Below are 15,829 nucleotides of genomic sequence, written 5' to 3'. Positions count from 1 at the left end.
ATTTATCAGATAAAGTTTCTGCGACTAAATTGATAAACGGCGGAATAGAACGAGTTTTGCGAATGACAATGGTTTTGCCTACTTTTCCCGAAAGAAAAGTAGGCAAAACCGAAGGTTAATCCTGAAATTAAAACTTTAATGAAAGGATTCCATTGAGAAAACTAATATTAAACCTTCTGAATAAATAACTCACGATCAAAACGATACTGCGGGAAAAACACACCATCTTCTGCACGCTCACCTGCACCAATCACCATCACAGGGTATTGCTGATCATTCAGATTTAACAATTTACGCACCAAAGGCTCATCAAAACCTTCCATCATACAACTATCAAAACCGTAGGCACGTAAAGCTAAAACAAGGTTCTCACATGCTAAAGCTGTGGTTTTACTTGCCCAAAGTTTGGCATCGGCTTGATTAAATGCGGTTACAGGCAGTTGTTTGTCTAAACTACGTGCTATTTTGAAAGCCACTTTCTTAAAGTTACCTAATGCATTTAAGTAACCTGTCTTATAGTTATAAGGAATAAACTTGTAATATTTGAGTACACTTGCAGGCGCTTCAGGAAAAGGGAACTCGGTAATATTACGTTTTGCCATTTCATCATTACGGTCTGTACGCGCGACACACACGATCAATTCTGACGCAGTTTTTGCCGCAAGCTGATTTAGGCAAGCTTTGACTAGTTGTTTTTTCTTCGTTGGGTTTTGCACCACATAAAAAGTCCAAGGCTGTAAGTTGGATGAATTTGGTGCAAGCAGTGCCAAATCTAAACAGTCATCAAGCATATCGGCTGGAATGGTCTTATCCGTAAACTTACGCACAGAACGACGACTTTGAATAACTTTTTTAAAATTTTCAACATCAATGTCTTGTGGCGCAGGCTCAAAATAGCGTTTTTTTTCTGTAGTGTTCGACATAAGAAGTATTTCCAGATTGGGTTTTAAAATATGTTGGGACTAAAAGTAAAAAAACCACTGCGTCTTAATAAACGTAGTGGTTTTTTCAGTCAAGTTATGAAGCTTTAATTGAACTGGGAAAAATCAGGTTTACGTTTTTGCATAAATGCAGCTACAGCTTCCATCATTTCGGGTGAACCCACGCGATCCATAAAAATTTCAGCTTCATGATCAATCCAAGCCACAATTTCATTTACATTGTGCTTCATTAACGCTTTAGACTGTACTAAAGAGGCTAAAGGTAAAGCGGACAATTGTGCTGCTTTTTTGGTAGCCGCTACATACACATCATCTTCAATACTGTTCACAAGGTTTGCAGAAACCGCAGTTACACTGTCAAACTTCTGAGCAGTCAGCAGTAATTCTGCTGCTTTATGATAGCCAGCTTGTTCTACCAATAATTTGCTTGAAGCCCCTTCAGGTGATAAACCAAGGCTGACAAATGGAATTTGGAATAGGGCAGTGTTGTCGCTATAAACCAAGTCACAATGTAATAAGATTGTTACTCCAATACCAATCGCCACACCACGTACAGCAGCAATCAACGGTTTAGAAAACTTCGCAGCAGATTTGAGTAAAATAAATGGAGGGCCTTCAGATGCAGGTGCTTGACCTTTTTGTGCAGCAGATTTCATAAAGTCTTGCATATCGTTGCCTGCGGTAAAGTCTGCGTCTTCACCACGTAGAATCACGGCACGAACGCTATTGTCCTGATCTGCTTCATCTAAAGCTTTTGCAATCCATAAATAAAGTTCGCCATACAACGCATTCTTTGCTTCAGGACGGTGAATGGCTAATGTCAGTACGCCATTGTCTAGTTTTGCATTCAAATGTTGATGAGGTTGTTGAATACAGCTCAGTGTCATCGTACTATCCTTGCTAGAAAGTTTGGTTTAATTTTATGGGCTCATTATGTCGCATAATTTTATGATCGACACAACTGACCAGTTCATAAAAAAGTAAAAGATTTATGCCATATACATTTGATTATCTCGTATTCATTGGTCGCTTCCAGCCATTTCACTTGGCACATATGCAAACCATCAAGATTGCTTTAGAGCAAAGTGAAAATGTCATTTTGGCTTTAGGCTCTGCGCAAAATGAACGAAATACGAAAAATCCATTTTTAGCATCTGAACGTGAAGAAATGATTTTATCGAACTTTTCAGAAGCACATCAAAAACGGATTCACTTTGTACATGTAATTGATGTTTATAATGATGTTAAATGGGTGCAATTGGTAAAAAAATTAGTGAATCATGTAGTCACACCTGAGGCGAAGGTTGGACTGATTGGCCATTTTAAAGATGATTCCTCGTATTATTTACAGCTTTTTCCTGAGTGGCAAATGGTTGAGCTCGATAGTCTACAAGACGCGATGTCTGCAACACCTGTTCGTGAGGCTTATTATCGAGGCGATATTTTAGAGCAGGCGTTTCCATTGGGGACCAGTGAGTTTTTACATAAATTCCAACAAAGTGAAATATATAAACAGTTACAACACAAATTTTTAACTCAGGACCTATCCAATTTAGACTAATGTTCTCAGTCGAATAAAAATATTTCGACGAGGATCGAGTTCCATGGATAGAAAACAACAGACGAAACAGATTGCAAGTCATACGGTCATTAAAAATGCTTTGATGATTGCAGGTGTTACATTTGCATTCAGCACTCAAGTGCAAGCCCAGTCATGGACATTGACACCTCAGAGTAATGTAGGTTTTGAAATTAAATCCTTGGGTGTAACTGTTGTAAGAGCTAAGTTTAATCGGGTGCAATCCAGTATGCAGTTTGATGCCAAGGCACCACAGCAGGCTTCAACGAATTTTGTGATGGATGTAAATAGCCTAAGCTTGAGCAAGCCTTCACTGAAAAATATGATTTTGGGTGAAGATTTGTTTTATGCATCTAAGTACAAAAGCGCTAATTTTAAAAGCACCAGTTTTAAAGACTTGGGTGGCGGTCAATATAATATTACCGGAAACTTAACACTTCGCGGCATTACCAAGCCTGTTAGCTTTAGCACCACCTTAAAACCGAGTGCCAATAATGCCAATCTACTGGATGTTCACTCATCAGCCGTGATTAATCGAAGTGACTTTGGCATGAAAAAAGCCATGGGAGGTGTAGGCGAAAAAGTGAATATTCAACTGTCAGGGCAGTGGAAAGTGCAATAGAGGCTCCATGATCTCAAAGACTTATATTCAGGGTTATTTTAGTTCATTGCTGCTTGAGCCTGTTCAATCAAGAGATCTGTCAGCAGATTTAACTGCACCGACTGCTGTTTCCAATGATGCCAATACAAAGGTAAATCAATATTGAGTTGAGCATCTAACTCAACCAATGAGCCATCCTGCAAACGCGGTTTGGCTTGGTAATAGGGCAACCAACCATAGCCGAGTCCCATCGTAACTGCATCAAAAAATGCACTGGAAGACGGAATAAAGTGATGTGGATATTGAGTTGGATTGAGTCCAAACTTTTGTTGGATATACGTGGTGTGGAGTTGATCTTTTGCGTTAAATATCAGTGCAGGAGCTGCACGTAGAGACTCGCGGTTGACACCTTGTTTAAACCATTGCTGTGCAAAAGTAGGCGTGGCAACAAAACGATAGTTCATATCGCCAATGTATTCCGCTACGCAGCCTTTCATGGCTTGTGATTCATCTGTCACGCAGGCATTTACCAAACCGGCTTCAAGTAAGTGATGGGTTTGTGATTGGTCATCAACCTGAAAATGCACCACGATCTTTTTTTCAATTAATGTTGATTGTAGCAAGGGCAACAGCCATGTCGCTAAGGAGTCGGCATTGGTTGCAATGTTGATTTGATAAAAGGCAGAGGTGTTCATATGACCCGTGAGGTTCTGAATGAAACTTTGCTCTAACAGTCGGCTATGTTGCAAATAATGTAGCAGCGATTGACCTGCTTGTGTCGGGCGGCAAGGTCTTTCGCGCACAATTAATAAATGCCCCAAACTTTTTTCTAGGCTTTGTACGCGTAAAGTGACGGCTGAAGCAGTAATGCATAGCTGTTCAGCAGCAAGGTCAAAACTTCCTGTTTCTGCTACAGCTAAAAATGCGTCGCATTGTTTATGATTCAGCATATCGGGACTCACTTTAAACTAAAAATATTTTAGTTATATTGATATTTTCTAAATAATACTTAATTTAACTAAAAATGAAAGATAATCCTGACATCATCAATTAAGTTGAAAAGTCAAAATGTTAAGTACATATGTACAAGGGCTTGCAGTTGGGATGAGCCTTATTATTGCTATTGGGGCTCAAAATGCATTTGTGCTAAAACAGGGGCTTAAAAAGCAGTTTGTTTTTTGGGTATGTTTTGTCTGTGCATTGTCGGATTCTATTCTAATTGTCTTAGGCGTTTCGGGTTTTTCAAAAGTGCTTCAGCACTATCCTGAAATTATTCAGTTTGCCAAATGGGCAGGGGCACTTTTCCTGTTTTGTTATGGATTCCAACATGCACTGCGGGCATTCAAATCACAGCAGGGCTTGGAGGCAAGTCCCATTGAAAAGCATCAACTAGTGAATATTGTTTTGCTGTGTTTGGCGCTGACTTGGCTTAATCCGCATGTGTATTTAGATACGGTTATTTTACTGGGTTCAATTTCAACACAGTTTGAGCAACCTGCGTACTTTGCTCTAGGAGCAGTGTGTGCGTCTTGGTTGTTTTTCTTTGCTTTGGGCTATGGGGCTCGTGTGCTTATCCCTATTTTTGCAAATCCGAAAGCGTGGAATGTGCTAGATGCGATCATTGCTCTGGTGATGTGGGGAATCGCCATTTCACTGCTTGTGAAATAAAAGCGTGTGCAATAAAAACTATAAATTAAAAAATCACAAAAAACAAAGCCCGCATTTGCGGGCTGATGTACATTAAGCTTGTAATGCTTTTAAGTCTTCTAAAACTTGTTCAGCATGTCCCGCAGCTTTTACCTTACGATACTCTTTCACCAGTTTACCGTTATGAAAAATAAAAGTTGAGCGCTCAATGCCCATCACTTTTTTACCATACATATTTTTTTCTTTAATCACATCAAAGTGTTTACACAGCACTTCTTCTTTGTCGCTAATTAAATTAATGGTTAAAGCCTGCTTTTCTGTAAAATTCTGGTGCGCTTTAACCGAGTCACGTGAAACACCAATGATTGTGGTTTGTAAGGCATCAAACTGATCTTTTAAACATGAAAAACCAACAGCTTGAGTTGTGCAACCAGGCGTTGAATCTTTCGGGTAAAAATACACAATCAGCCACTCAGTCGGCACTTCAGTTAAGTTCACTTCATCCGTTGTGGCTGGAAAGTTCTGATTTGGAAGTTGGATGGTATCAGTCATGTTCTATCCTTAAATGTCACGGTGTTCTAATTCAAGTGGTAAAAAGGCATAATTTTCGTGATACAGAATATCACCTTTAACAACCGAAAGTGGATGTTTGAAAATCGGGCCATCAATCACCGTAGTGTGGAATTCACCCGCTTCGCCGCATGGGTCAATGCCTCTTGCAACCAGTTCATTGACATATTCAAGGCTAAGCACTTGACCTAAGTCTTCAACTGTCATGCCTAAGTTTAAGTTGACCGTAACGATGATGCTTTGAAAACCAAGCTGAATAAACTCATGCACAATGTCTGAACGTGGACGTTGCCATAGTGGCATACATAAGCTGAGCTCACTTTTATCGCAAACGGATTGATTCCATTCAGCATGTGCCATTAAATCAATATCACCTGTGACTAAGGTTTCTGCTCCAAGTGCTTGAGTTTTTTGCAATAGTTGAATGAACTGGTTTTCATAGTCTTGCCACGTTGCGGAGGCACTGTAGATGGGAAGCCCAATTGCTTTTGCCTGCGCATGAATAATATCGAGGGACATCCCATGTGAGCGCGATTTCAGACCTTGCTCTTCTAACATGACGATTAATGCAACAGGTTTACCCATTTGCATCGCTTGGTATAAAGCAAGGCTGCTGTCTTTTCCACCACTATATGACGCAACAAATTTGCGATTTTGGGCGCGTGTATTCCATTCGGTGAGCATATTTTCAGGTTCTATCTATTTTGAACATATAAAAAAGCCTGCATAGAGCAGGCTTCATTCACATTCAGTGAATTATTTTTTCGGAGCAGCTTTCATTGCTTCTTCAGTTAAAGATTTTAATTTACCTGTTAACTGTGGACCGAAACATGTTTGTAAGTCGTTATTTTGCTTTTGTACAAAAGCTAAAGTAGACGGGCTTTTCTTTTGGTTGATCGCACTTTGGATTTCCCATTTTTGTGCATTGGTCAACTTACCATCAGCTTCAACTGCACAAGTACAGTATTTGCTTACTTCTGCTGCGCTAAGCTTTTTACTTTTTGCAGTTTCTTCTTTACAAACATTAATTAATGCAGATTTAACATTGGTGCTTTTATACGCTTCTTGTAATTTGTTCGATTCAGCAGCATTTGAAACTGTAGCGAACAATGCAGCTGCAGACACCAATGTAGAAAGCAAAATGTTTGATTTTAAATTTTTCATAAACTGTACCTTGTCGTTACGGTATATAACGCGTTGGGTCTGTTACGCCAGCATCTGCAAAACCTTCTTTACGAAGACGGCAGCTGTCGCATTTCCCACAAGCACGTCCTTGGTCATCTGCTTGGTAGCAAGACACCGTTTGACTATAGTCTACGCCATGTTCTATACCTAAGCGAATAATATTTGCTTTGGATAAATGTAACAGAGGTGTTTCAAATTTAAGAGGTTTTCCTTCAACGCCAACCTTGGTTGCAAGGCGAGCCATGTTGGCAAATGCCTCAATAAATTCAGGTCGACAGTCAGGATACCCTGAATAATCAACAGCATTAATACCAATCACAATGGCTTCGGCATCTAAAACTTCTGCTGCTGCTAGGGCATAAGATAAGAAAATCGTGTTACGTGCTGGAACATAAGTTACAGGAATACCGACTTGTTCATGATCTGGAACATCAATGCTATGGTCTGTTAACGCAGAACCACCCAAATTACCTAAGTCGATATTAATGACACGATGTTCTACGCCTGCTTTTTTCGCAAGTTCGCGTGCAGCATCGAGCTCAGTGGTTGAGCGTTGACCATACATAAAGCTGAGCGCTGTACAGTCATACTGTGCTTGCGCCCATGCTAAACAAGTTGTTGAGTCTAAACCGCCAGATAACAAAACTATGGCACGAGGGCGCATACAACTTTCTCCAAATATAAATTAAAGATGAATAGGCAATGTATTAGCGACCAGTTTCGTCATTCCAAAGCAACTTGTGGAGTTGGAGTTGGAAGCAAACAGGGAGATGGTCTTCTAATATCCATTGCGCTAAGTCACGCGCAAGTTGAGGTAAACGAGCAGCACCTTTCTCAACGGCAAAAGCAGGAGAGAACCATACTGTGCTGACTTTTTCATTGAGTTTATAGTCTTCAACTTGCTGTTTTGACCACTCATAATCCTCACGGTTACAAATTACAAACTTGATTTGGTCGTGCTGGGTTAAATGGTCGAGATTCGAAAGCAAATTTCGTGCAACTTCACCTGAAGTTGGGGTTTTCAAATCTAATACTTTTGAAACACGTAGGTCAACCTTAGACACATCTAAAGCGCCACTGGTTTCTAAAGAGACTGCACAGCCGAGATCAGCAAGACGTTGCATTAAAGGCAAGGCATTGGGCTGTGCAAGAGGTTCACCACCTGTCACGCAGACATAAGGGGTTTTAAAATCAAGCGTGGTTTGAATAATCTGATCTAAAGATTGGCGTTCGCCACCTTCAAACGAGTAGGTCGTATCGCAGTAGGTACAACGTAGTGGACAACCGGTTAAACGAATAAAAACTGTTGGCAGTCCTGAGGTGTTGGCTTCTCCTTGCAAAGAATAAAAGATCTCCGTGATACGTAGACCCGCAGAAGGATCAGAAACAGGGATAGCAGAAGATCGAAGCGTATTCATAGCAAAATTAAACCACAGGTTAGAAAAACAAAAATCTCTACGGCTAGTCTTAACCGTAGAGATGAGGAACTTTAGTTCCGAACGACAACGAAAAATTATTCGTCGCGTAGTAAATCGTTCAAGCTCGTTTTAGAACGTGTTTGTGCATCTACTTTTTTCACGATGATTGCAGCATACAGGCTGTAAGTACCGCATTTAGAAGGTAAGCTACCTGCAACTACAACAGAACCTGCTGGTACACGACCATAGTGAATTTCGCCAGTTGCACGGTCAAAAATCTTAGTCGATTGACCAATGAACACGCCCATCGAAATCACAGAACCTTCTTCTACGATCACGCCTTCTACGATTTCAGAACGTGCACCGATGAAGCAGTTGTCTTCAATAATCGTTGGGTTTGCTTGAAGTGGCTCAAGAACACCACCAATTCCTACACCACCAGATAAGTGAACGTTTTTACCAATTTGAGCACATGAACCAACAGTTGCCCATGTGTCAACCATGGTGCCTTCGTCAACATATGCACCAATGTTGACATAAGAAGGCATTAACACCACGTTTTTCGCTTGGAAAGAGCCTTTACGTGCAACCGCAGGAGGAACAACACGTACGCCAGCCGCTTTAAACTGTTCTTCAGTCCAACCTGTAAATTTGGTATCTACTTTGTCGTAGAATTGAAGGTCACATGACTCAATTGGTTTGTTGTCATTTAGTTTGAATGATAAAAGCACAGCTTTTTTCACCCATTGATGAACAACCCACTCACCATCAATTTTTTCAGCAACACGTAATGTCCCGTTATCTAAACCAGCAATGACTTCTTCAACTGCTGCACGAACTTCAGCAGGACAGTCCGCTGCTGTAAAATTCGCACGGTCTTCAAACGCTTGTTCAATAATTGTTGAAAGCTGAGACATGATCTTCCTTCCAGAAAAAAAATTTTCCTGATTTTACACTATATTGTGCAGAGAATAGATGAAAAAACAGCATAGGATCGGAAATAATAATGAATGATTGGATATAAGGCTTTTAGAGCCGGTTTAACTGGAAAATTAAGTAAAGAATTGTGAATTAAAACAACAAGAAAGTATAAAATGTATCAAAAAATAACAAAAACAACCTAAATTTAGAATAAAAAACAGTCAAGAGGTGTTTTATGATGGGCTCATCAAAAAATTGTAAATGATGTAAAAAAATCTTTGATTGGAGGAGAAAAAACATGAAATCATTACGTTTAGTTGCAATTGCAGCAGCAATGTCAGCAGTCGCAGGTACAGCTTTTGCTGATGATGCAGTCGTAAAAGATGGTTATGCTTTTGACCAAAATAAATTAATTCCTACTGGTGTTCGTGCTGAAGTTGGTACAACAGGTTATGGTGGTGCATTGTTGTGGACAGCTAACCCATATGTGGGTTTAGCGTTAGGTTACAACGGTGGTGACATTTCATGGTCTGATGATTTGTCTATCGATGGCACCAAATACGATATGGATATGGACAACAGCCTTGCTTATTTAAATGCTGAGATTCGTCCATGGGGTACAAGTACAAATCGATGGACTCAAGGTTTATACGTTGCAGCTGGTGTAGGTTACATTGATAACGACTATGCCTTGACCAAACGTTTGAATAACTCAAATGACACAATCAAAATTGATGGTAAGAACTTCAATGCTCCATCAGGTAGTGGTTCTGTCGATGGTTCTTTAGCATATAAAAATGATATTGCTCCATATGTAGGTTTTGGTTTAGCACCTAAGATTAATCAAAACTGGGGTGTATTTGGTGAAGTGGGTGCATACTACACAGGTAACCCTTCTGTAAATTTAACAGCGACAGGATTACAAGAAGTCGGTGGTTCAACTTCAGGTCAAACTGCTGCTGATAATGAAGCGCGTAAAATTGCGAATGATGACAAATACGAATGGATGCCAGTTGCCAAACTAGGTGTAAGTTACCACTGGTAATATCTATTAGCTTGAGCTAAACCAAAAAACGAGCTTCGGCTCGTTTTTTGTGTCTTAAAAGCGGTGTGCCAATTTCAAATGATAAACCCAAGCATCACGTTGTTCGAGTGAAGAAAAACTTGAGATTTGCGTGATTAACGACTGTGGTTGTGTCTTTTCTGGTTTGGTAAAGTACAAATAATGCAGACCCGCAATCATAAACGTTTTAGGGTTAAAGTGATAAACCGCGCCCGTACCCACACCAACATAACCGTCTACAGGGTTTAAGTCTGAGGCAGGATTACCCGCACCAGAATCCCACAATCCTTCCACCGCAGTGATCCATTTGGATGACCATTGATGGGCAACCCCCAAACGGGTCGACCATTGATTCTTTTGGTAATCAATCAGGTTGAACTGATTACCTAGTCCTTCAGATTGCAGAATTGCAGCAAATTGAGTGGGTTGAATTTTAAAATCTTGCCAATTGACCCATCGCAATGATCCATACAGAAAATTTTGCGCAGGTAAACCTGTGTGAAAATCTAAATTCACCGATTCTGGGGTCTGAATTTCCGTTGCTTGTTGTGGTGCAACCTCTAAAGGAAATCCCCAAAAACTTTCGCTTGCATTGGTCCTGTGTTTGATTTTTGCGCGATAGGTAATTGCTGTATTAAATGCATATTCAGGAATTTGGTAGCTTACACCTGCTAACCAACCCCACGAATGGTCTTTGGGAAAATGCGCGTGATAATCAAAAAAGGTATAGTCAACTTGTGTACCAATTTTCAGATCACCTGAAAATGACTGGTAACTCAGACCTGTAAAGAGGTTCCAATGTTGTGTGGGTTGATAGCCAATGAGCGCTGTAATATTTCTTGAGTCAAACTTAATATCTGCGTTTTCTATAGGTAAGGGTTCACCTGAAAGAATAGGACTATAGTGATAATTCACATCAGCAAAATAAGGTTGGTCAAATAATAACGCCACAGAAATTTGTGGATGTGGTTGTAATTTTAATGCAGCTTGGATGAATTGTTGATGATTGACTAAATTGCCTGCCGAAAAACTTTGAATATCTGATTCTGTACTATTTTGTTGATGCTGGACCTGACCTGAAATATTGGGATCTACTTGGAGCAAAGCAACTTCCGCATAATTACCTTTTTCAAATAATGCATGTACCGATTGAGCGCTACGTTCTAAAGCTGCGGCAGAGGCATAACTTAGCGGCAGGACATACAGCAATCCGACAAAAATGTGAAATTTCATGTTGCGTCCTTGGTCTAAATTATAGAATCGTGTTTAAAATCAAATTAAGTTTTTTATTTTTGATTATATTTTATTCATTTTTCTTATGAATTAAAATCATTATTTTGATTATTTCTAGGTGTATAGAATAAGCAAGAGTTTTGCTAAAGATCAAAAAAGAGAGCCTAGGCTCTCTTATGTATTGCGGTTTTATTCTTCGGGATAGGCTATACGTTTTAAAGCTTTAATATCGGCATTTGGTGCACATAAAGAAATAAACTCATAGCCATAGCCACGCAGGAGGTGGCCTTTACGCACTGCAATCCATGTGGTGTTTAGCCCAAAAATATCAGTTGGAATTTGTTTTAAACGATAGTCACGTTCAACGTCATAAGCCACATTATTGACAATACCAACGCCCATATTCAGTTCAACATAGGTTTTAATCACATCGGCATCTAAAGCAGACATTACGATGTCGACATCCACACCTGCATCTTCAAAAGCTTTGTCAATTTTTGAACGGCCTGTGAAACCGCCGTGATAGGTAATCAGTGGATATTCCGCCAAGTCTGTAATACTAATATTTTGTTTGCTTGCCAGTGGGTGGTTTTGAGGGGTAATAATGCTGTGTTGCCAATTATAGAACGGTACACTAGCCAGATTGTCCTCAGTGGTGAGTGACTCAGTTGCAATACCAATGTCTGCTTCACCTTGTAAAAGCATTTCGGTAATTTCAACAGGGCTGGCTTGTTGCAAAATAAGATGAACTTTTGGAAACTCTTTTTTGAATTGATTGACAATCGGCGGTAGCACATAACGCGCTTGCGTATGTGTAGTCGCAATCGTCAAAGTGCCTTCATCGACACGGTTAAAATCATCTGCAAGACGTTTAATATTGTCTGCGTCGACCAACATGCGTTCAACAATGCCCAGTAGTGCTTGGCCAGGTTCAGTTAAACCTAGTAAGCGTTTCCCTTTACGAATAAAAAGCTGTACGCCTAATTCATCTTCTAGGTCTTTGATGTGCTTACTGACGCCTGACTGAGAGGTATACAGTGCAGCAGAGGCTTCGGTGAGGTTGAAGTTTTGTCTCACCGTTTCTCGAATAATTCTGAGTTGTTGAAAGTTCATAGTTTTGGATCTCTTTTATGCTGAATGAGGCATTTAACATGCCCCATTCAATTGGTCTTAAGCCGCAGATTTTGCAAATAAATGCAAGTTTGATGGGCTTAACCATACCGTTTGATTCGGTCTAAATTGGTGTAATTTTGCTTCTTCAGAAGTCAGTGAAATTTCAATCAGTTTGCCTTGGCGATCATGCAGTTCTGCAACCACTTTGCCAGCGATCCATAATTCTCGTACGAACGTTGCTTGGATGGCATTGTCTTGCGGCTGTGCATGGATCCTTAATTCATCTGGACGAGCAAAAGCAATCACGTCACCCGAAGGTGCATTGCGTAAAGAGTCTAATTGAATACGGTCTTCACCAATTTGGATCGTCCCTGCGTTATTTTGGCCTTCGAAACGGTTTGCTTGACCTAGGAAGTCAAACACAAACGGCGTTGCAGGCTTTTCATAAACCTCGCGGGGTGATCCAATTTGCTCGACGTTCCCTTTATTCATCACAATGATTTGATCTGCGACTTCTAAAGCTTCTTCTTGGTCATGCGTTACAAAGATTGAGGTGATATGAAGTTCATCATGCAAAGTACGTAACCAACGACGGAGCTCTTTACGTACTTTTGCATCCAAAGCACCAAAAGGCTCATCTAGTAACAGTACACGTGGTTCAACTGCCAAAGCACGTGCCAGTGCAATACGTTGACGCTGACCGCCTGAAAGTTGCGCTGGGTAACGGTCTGCCAAGAAGCCCAATTGGACTAAGTCCAGTAACCGCGTGACACGTTTTTTAATTTCAGCTTCAGATGGGCGTGTTGCACGTGGGCGAACGCGGAGACCAAAGGCAATATTGTCAAATACGGTCATATGGCGAAACAAGGCATAGTGCTGAAATACAAAACCAACTTCGCGTTCACGTACGTGTACATTGGTTGCATCTTCACCTTCTAAGATAACTTGACCGCCATCTGCGGACTCAAGTCCTGCAATAATACGAAGCAGAGTGGTTTTACCACAGCCTGACGGCCCAAGTAATGCAACCAATTGACCATCAGGGAAATCGAGAGAAATGTTGTTCAGCGCATGGAATGCACCAAAGTGTTTTTCAATATTTTTAACTTGAATACTCATGAGGTCATTCCTTTAAACTGTTAAATCATTATGTTTGTTTTGCTTTTCTTGGCGAATCTCAACCCATGTTTTTAACACAAGGGTTACAATCGCTAAAAGCGCCAAGAGCGAAGACACAGCAAAAGCCGCACTGAAGGTATATTCGTTATAGAGAATCTCGACATGTAGAGGCAAGGTATTGGTTTCACCACGAATATGACCTGAAACTACCGATACCGCACCAAACTCACCCATGGCACGTGCATTACACAGAATGACGCCGTAAATTAAACCCCATTTAATATTGGGTAGGGTTACTTTCCAGAAGGTTTGCCAGCCTGATGCACCGAGTACAATCGCAGCTTCTTCCTCTTCAGTTCCTTGGGCTTCCATGAGCGGAATAAGTTCACGTGCAACAAAAGGAACGGTGATAAAGATTGTTGCTAATACAATGGCAGGAACGGCATACAGAATTTTGATGTCATTATCCATCAGCCAACTACCGAACCAACCTTGCGTACCAAAAATCAGTACTAGCATTAAGCCCGCGATAACAGGGGATACTGAAAATGGCATATCAATAATCGTGGTTAAGATGGATTTACCACGGAAGTTAAATTTGGCCACACACCAAGCTGCTGCAACACCAAATACCACATTTAGTGGGACTGCAATCACCGCGGTTAATAAAGTGAGTTTGACTGCGGAGAGCGTGTCTGGATGAACCAAGGCTTGTGCGTATACACCGACCCCTTGTTTAAATGCCTCAACGAACACCAAAATCAGCGGTAAGATCAAACAGCTTAAAAAGAACAGTAGAGCAATCGTAATCAGGGTGTAGCGAACCCAAGTTGGCTCACGTGTTGCATCACGCGATTGTAGCTTTTCAGCCAGCGCATTACTGTTGATATTCATCGTGCTGTTCTCCCTGTACGACGGCTTGCCCATGCTTGTAACAAGTTAATCAGGAATAAAATGGCAAAAGACAGCACCAACATGACGACTGCAATCGTGGTTGCACCTGCATAGTCATATTCTTCTAAGCGTGAAATAATCATGAGCGGTGCAATTTCTGTTTTAAACGGTTGGTTCCCGGCAATAAAGATCACTGAACCGTATTCACCGACGCCACGTGCAAACGCAAGTGCAAAACCGGTAATGAGTGCTGGAAATAAAATCGGTAAAATCACTTTGGTCACAATCTGTAAACGGTTGGCACCTAATGCTGATGCTGCTTCTTCTAACTCTGTTTCCAAGTCGCTGAGGACTGGTTGCACAGTTCGTACCACAAACGGAATACCAATAAAAATCAGTGCCAATGTAATACCAATTGGGGTATAGGCCACTTGAATTCCTAAAGGCTCAAGATACTGACCGATCCAACCTGTAGGCGCATAAAGCGAGGTGAGTGCAATACCTGCAACCGCGGTGGGTAAGGCAAACGGCAAGTCGACCAAGGCATCTACAATGCGTTTACCTGGAAAACGATAACGAACCAAACACCACGCTAGAAGGAGACCAAAAACCACATTAATAAACGCGGCGATCAGGGCTGTACTAAAACTGAGCTGCAAAGATTTTAAAATACGTTCTGAACTTAAAATTTCCCATAAACCATCCCAACCAATGCCTAAAGATTTAATAAAAACAGCGGACAACGGAATGAGAACGATTAATGACAAATATGCTAGGGTAAAGCCTAGAGAAAGACCAAATCCTGGCAGCACTCGGGATCGCTGCGACATGATTACTCCTCAAAGAGAGAAAGCTGACCTAAAAAGAGTCAGCTCAAATAAAACTGAATTTCGGCACAAGTATCATTTGTAGCGTTTAAATTGCAAATTTAAATAAATACTTGCTTTCATTGTAAAAACTAATGTTTTTTAGCACACTTTCTGAAATCAAAAAATCATAAATTTCAGGGAATGGCCCAAAACCTGACGCCACATTAATATGTCCGACTTGCCCCAAGTTCTTAGGTCTAATTTTCCATGCTTTTGCCAGTTGCAGCGCATCTTGAAAATTGAGCCAAGGATCATTTTCACTGATGATCATTTGGGTGGGAACTTGTAGCTTGAGTTGGTGGAAATATTGTAGATAGTCATTTTGGCTCTCACGAGCAAAACCAGTATCACCAAAGCGAGCAGGGTTGGCTGGCGCAACCAGAACTAAATTTTTGATTTTTTGATTTAGTTCAGGATGCTGTGCTAAAGCAGCGACTGTCGTTAAACAACCAAAGCTATGCGCCACAATTTGAATCGGTTCCTGAATGGATTGAACTGTTTTGACAAATTGTTCAATCCACTCGTGGAGTACAGGTTTATTCCAATCCTGCTGCTGGACACGAGAGCATGACTTGAGCTGACGTTGTAACCACGATTGCCAGTGGTCATGTTCACTTCCACCCACGCCCGGTACAATTACAGTATGAATCATGTCGATGCTCCCTTACAGCTATTT

Annotated in this window: 19 protein-coding genes; 4 read left to right on the top strand and 15 right to left on the bottom strand. The window is 40.8% G+C overall.

The window, feature by feature from the left end:
* Positions 1-167: 167 nt before the first annotated feature.
* Both AC4CU2_RS10405 and AC4CU2_RS10400 read right to left on the bottom strand, forming a co-directional pair.
* A complete protein-coding gene (locus tag AC4CU2_RS10405; RefSeq protein ID WP_201706273.1) occupies positions 168-923 on the bottom strand; it encodes a nitroreductase family protein in 756 nt (251 codons plus the stop codon).
* Between the two features lie 104 nt (positions 924-1,027).
* Complete coding sequence (locus AC4CU2_RS10400) at positions 1,028-1,828, bottom strand: enoyl-CoA hydratase-related protein (protein WP_201706274.1); 801 nt, start codon at positions 1,826-1,828, stop codon at positions 1,028-1,030.
* Positions 1,829-1,932: 104 nt separating this feature from the next.
* Here AC4CU2_RS10400 and AC4CU2_RS10395 point away from each other — a divergent pair, with 104 nt between their 5' ends.
* Both AC4CU2_RS10395 and AC4CU2_RS10390 read left to right on the top strand, forming a co-directional pair.
* On the top strand, positions 1,933-2,502 hold the full coding sequence (locus tag AC4CU2_RS10395; protein ID WP_126036059.1) for a nicotinate-nicotinamide nucleotide adenylyltransferase: 570 nt from the start codon (positions 1,933-1,935) through the stop codon (positions 2,500-2,502).
* A 43-nt stretch (positions 2,503-2,545) separates the two neighbouring features.
* Positions 2,546-3,142: a YceI family protein gene (locus tag AC4CU2_RS10390; RefSeq protein ID WP_195728879.1), complete on the top strand. Its 597-nt coding sequence runs from the start codon at positions 2,546-2,548 to the stop codon at positions 3,140-3,142.
* A gap of 38 nt (positions 3,143-3,180) precedes the next feature.
* Here the strand turns inward: AC4CU2_RS10390 and AC4CU2_RS10385 are convergent, their stop codons facing one another.
* Entirely contained in the window at positions 3,181-4,071 is an 891-nt protein-coding gene (locus AC4CU2_RS10385) for a LysR family transcriptional regulator ArgP (RefSeq protein WP_195728880.1), read from the bottom strand.
* A 118-nt stretch (positions 4,072-4,189) separates the two neighbouring features.
* Between AC4CU2_RS10385 and AC4CU2_RS10380 the strand changes: the two genes are divergently transcribed.
* Entirely contained in the window at positions 4,190-4,789 is a 600-nt protein-coding gene (locus AC4CU2_RS10380; protein WP_114837103.1) for a LysE/ArgO family amino acid transporter, read from the top strand.
* A 72-nt stretch (positions 4,790-4,861) separates the two neighbouring features.
* On the opposite strand, the gene AC4CU2_RS10375 is transcribed toward AC4CU2_RS10380, so the two are convergent.
* The 6 genes from AC4CU2_RS10375 to dapD all read right to left on the bottom strand — a co-directional run bounded on the left by AC4CU2_RS10375 (position 4,862) and on the right by dapD (position 8,858).
* Positions 4,862-5,320, bottom strand: a complete 459-nt coding sequence (locus tag AC4CU2_RS10375; RefSeq protein WP_125273079.1) for a peroxiredoxin — start codon at positions 5,318-5,320, stop codon at positions 4,862-4,864.
* 9 nt (positions 5,321-5,329) lie between these two features.
* Entirely contained in the window at positions 5,330-6,022 is a 693-nt protein-coding gene (locus tag AC4CU2_RS10370) for a Dph6-related ATP pyrophosphatase (protein WP_195728881.1), read from the bottom strand.
* Positions 6,023-6,094: 72 nt separating this feature from the next.
* Entirely contained in the window at positions 6,095-6,502 is a 408-nt protein-coding gene (locus AC4CU2_RS10365) for a hypothetical protein (protein ID WP_490768791.1), read from the bottom strand.
* A 16-nt stretch (positions 6,503-6,518) separates the two neighbouring features.
* Positions 6,519-7,187, bottom strand: coding sequence for a 7-cyano-7-deazaguanine synthase QueC (queC, locus tag AC4CU2_RS10360; RefSeq protein WP_195728883.1), 669 nt, complete (start codon positions 7,185-7,187; stop codon positions 6,519-6,521).
* Between the two features lie 43 nt (positions 7,188-7,230).
* Positions 7,231-7,941 (bottom strand): 7-carboxy-7-deazaguanine synthase QueE, encoded by a 711-nt coding sequence (gene queE / locus AC4CU2_RS10355; RefSeq protein ID WP_201950891.1) that lies wholly within the window; start codon positions 7,939-7,941, stop codon positions 7,231-7,233.
* Positions 7,942-8,036: 95 nt separating this feature from the next.
* Entirely contained in the window at positions 8,037-8,858 is an 822-nt protein-coding gene (gene dapD / locus AC4CU2_RS10350) for a 2,3,4,5-tetrahydropyridine-2,6-dicarboxylate N-succinyltransferase (protein ID WP_004693827.1), read from the bottom strand.
* Between the two features lie 302 nt (positions 8,859-9,160).
* Here dapD and carO point away from each other — a divergent pair, with 302 nt between their 5' ends.
* Complete coding sequence (gene carO / locus AC4CU2_RS10345) at positions 9,161-9,907, top strand: ornithine uptake porin CarO (RefSeq protein ID WP_490768790.1); 747 nt, start codon at positions 9,161-9,163, stop codon at positions 9,905-9,907.
* 54 nt (positions 9,908-9,961) lie between these two features.
* Here the strand turns inward: carO and AC4CU2_RS10340 are convergent, their stop codons facing one another.
* From AC4CU2_RS10340 to AC4CU2_RS10315, 6 genes are all read right to left on the bottom strand, one after another.
* Positions 9,962-11,158 carry an outer membrane protein transport protein gene (locus AC4CU2_RS10340; RefSeq protein ID WP_490768789.1) on the bottom strand — a complete coding sequence of 399 codons (1,197 nt, stop codon included), beginning with the start codon at positions 11,156-11,158 and terminating at the stop codon, positions 9,962-9,964.
* 189 nt (positions 11,159-11,347) lie between these two features.
* Positions 11,348-12,271 (bottom strand): CysB family HTH-type transcriptional regulator, encoded by a 924-nt coding sequence (locus AC4CU2_RS10335; RefSeq protein ID WP_004693821.1) that lies wholly within the window; start codon positions 12,269-12,271, stop codon positions 11,348-11,350.
* A 57-nt stretch (positions 12,272-12,328) separates the two neighbouring features.
* Positions 12,329-13,390: a sulfate/molybdate ABC transporter ATP-binding protein gene (locus AC4CU2_RS10330; protein ID WP_490768788.1), complete on the bottom strand. Its 1,062-nt coding sequence runs from the start codon at positions 13,388-13,390 to the stop codon at positions 12,329-12,331.
* 12 nt (positions 13,391-13,402) lie between these two features.
* On the bottom strand, positions 13,403-14,284 hold the full coding sequence (gene cysW / locus AC4CU2_RS10325) for a sulfate ABC transporter permease subunit CysW (protein WP_339421090.1): 882 nt from the start codon (positions 14,282-14,284) through the stop codon (positions 13,403-13,405).
* Positions 14,281-15,114, bottom strand: coding sequence for a sulfate ABC transporter permease subunit CysT (gene cysT / locus AC4CU2_RS10320; RefSeq protein WP_004693816.1), 834 nt, complete (start codon positions 15,112-15,114; stop codon positions 14,281-14,283). The genes cysW and cysT overlap by 4 nt, the downstream gene beginning before the upstream one ends.
* Before the next feature lie 85 nt (positions 15,115-15,199).
* Positions 15,200-15,805: an RBBP9/YdeN family alpha/beta hydrolase gene (locus AC4CU2_RS10315; protein ID WP_279677986.1), complete on the bottom strand. Its 606-nt coding sequence runs from the start codon at positions 15,803-15,805 to the stop codon at positions 15,200-15,202.
* Positions 15,806-15,829: the final 24 nt, after the last annotated feature.

The organism is Acinetobacter sp. 797_lipA, assembly GCF_058243025.1.
This window is presented reverse-complemented; position numbering and strand designations above follow the sequence as displayed.

Excerpts from the sequence above, each read along its gene's own strand:
- AC4CU2_RS10405 (WP_201706273.1), bottom strand. The coding sequence starts at position 923 with ATGTCGAACACTACAGAAAAAAAACGCTATTTTGAGCCTGCGCCACAA.
- AC4CU2_RS10400 (WP_201706274.1), bottom strand. The coding sequence starts at position 1,828 with ATGACACTGAGCTGTATTCAACAACCTCATCAACATTTGAATGCAAAA.
- AC4CU2_RS10395 (WP_126036059.1), top strand. The coding sequence starts at position 1,933 with ATGCCATATACATTTGATTATCTCGTATTCATTGGTCGCTTCCAGCCA.
- AC4CU2_RS10390 (WP_195728879.1), top strand. The coding sequence starts at position 2,546 with ATGGATAGAAAACAACAGACGAAACAGATTGCAAGTCATACGGTCATT.
- AC4CU2_RS10385 (WP_195728880.1), bottom strand. The coding sequence starts at position 4,071 with ATGCTGAATCATAAACAATGCGACGCATTTTTAGCTGTAGCAGAAACA.
- AC4CU2_RS10380 (WP_114837103.1), top strand. The coding sequence starts at position 4,190 with ATGTTAAGTACATATGTACAAGGGCTTGCAGTTGGGATGAGCCTTATT.
- AC4CU2_RS10375 (WP_125273079.1), bottom strand. The coding sequence starts at position 5,320 with ATGACTGATACCATCCAACTTCCAAATCAGAACTTTCCAGCCACAACG.
- AC4CU2_RS10370 (WP_195728881.1), bottom strand. The coding sequence starts at position 6,022 with ATGCTCACCGAATGGAATACACGCGCCCAAAATCGCAAATTTGTTGCG.
- AC4CU2_RS10365 (WP_490768791.1), bottom strand. The coding sequence starts at position 6,502 with ATGAAAAATTTAAAATCAAACATTTTGCTTTCTACATTGGTGTCTGCA.
- queC (WP_195728883.1), bottom strand. The coding sequence starts at position 7,187 with ATGCGCCCTCGTGCCATAGTTTTGTTATCTGGCGGTTTAGACTCAACA.
- queE (WP_201950891.1), bottom strand. The coding sequence starts at position 7,941 with ATGAATACGCTTCGATCTTCTGCTATCCCTGTTTCTGATCCTTCTGCG.
- dapD (WP_004693827.1), bottom strand. The coding sequence starts at position 8,858 with ATGTCTCAGCTTTCAACAATTATTGAACAAGCGTTTGAAGACCGTGCG.
- carO (WP_490768790.1), top strand. The coding sequence starts at position 9,161 with ATGAAATCATTACGTTTAGTTGCAATTGCAGCAGCAATGTCAGCAGTC.
- AC4CU2_RS10340 (WP_490768789.1), bottom strand. The coding sequence starts at position 11,158 with ATGAAATTTCACATTTTTGTCGGATTGCTGTATGTCCTGCCGCTAAGT.
- AC4CU2_RS10335 (WP_004693821.1), bottom strand. The coding sequence starts at position 12,271 with ATGAACTTTCAACAACTCAGAATTATTCGAGAAACGGTGAGACAAAAC.
- AC4CU2_RS10330 (WP_490768788.1), bottom strand. The coding sequence starts at position 13,390 with ATGAGTATTCAAGTTAAAAATATTGAAAAACACTTTGGTGCATTCCAT.
- cysW (WP_339421090.1), bottom strand. The coding sequence starts at position 14,284 with ATGAATATCAACAGTAATGCGCTGGCTGAAAAGCTACAATCGCGTGAT.
- cysT (WP_004693816.1), bottom strand. The coding sequence starts at position 15,114 with ATGTCGCAGCGATCCCGAGTGCTGCCAGGATTTGGTCTTTCTCTAGGC.
- AC4CU2_RS10315 (WP_279677986.1), bottom strand. The coding sequence starts at position 15,805 with ATGATTCATACTGTAATTGTACCGGGCGTGGGTGGAAGTGAACATGAC.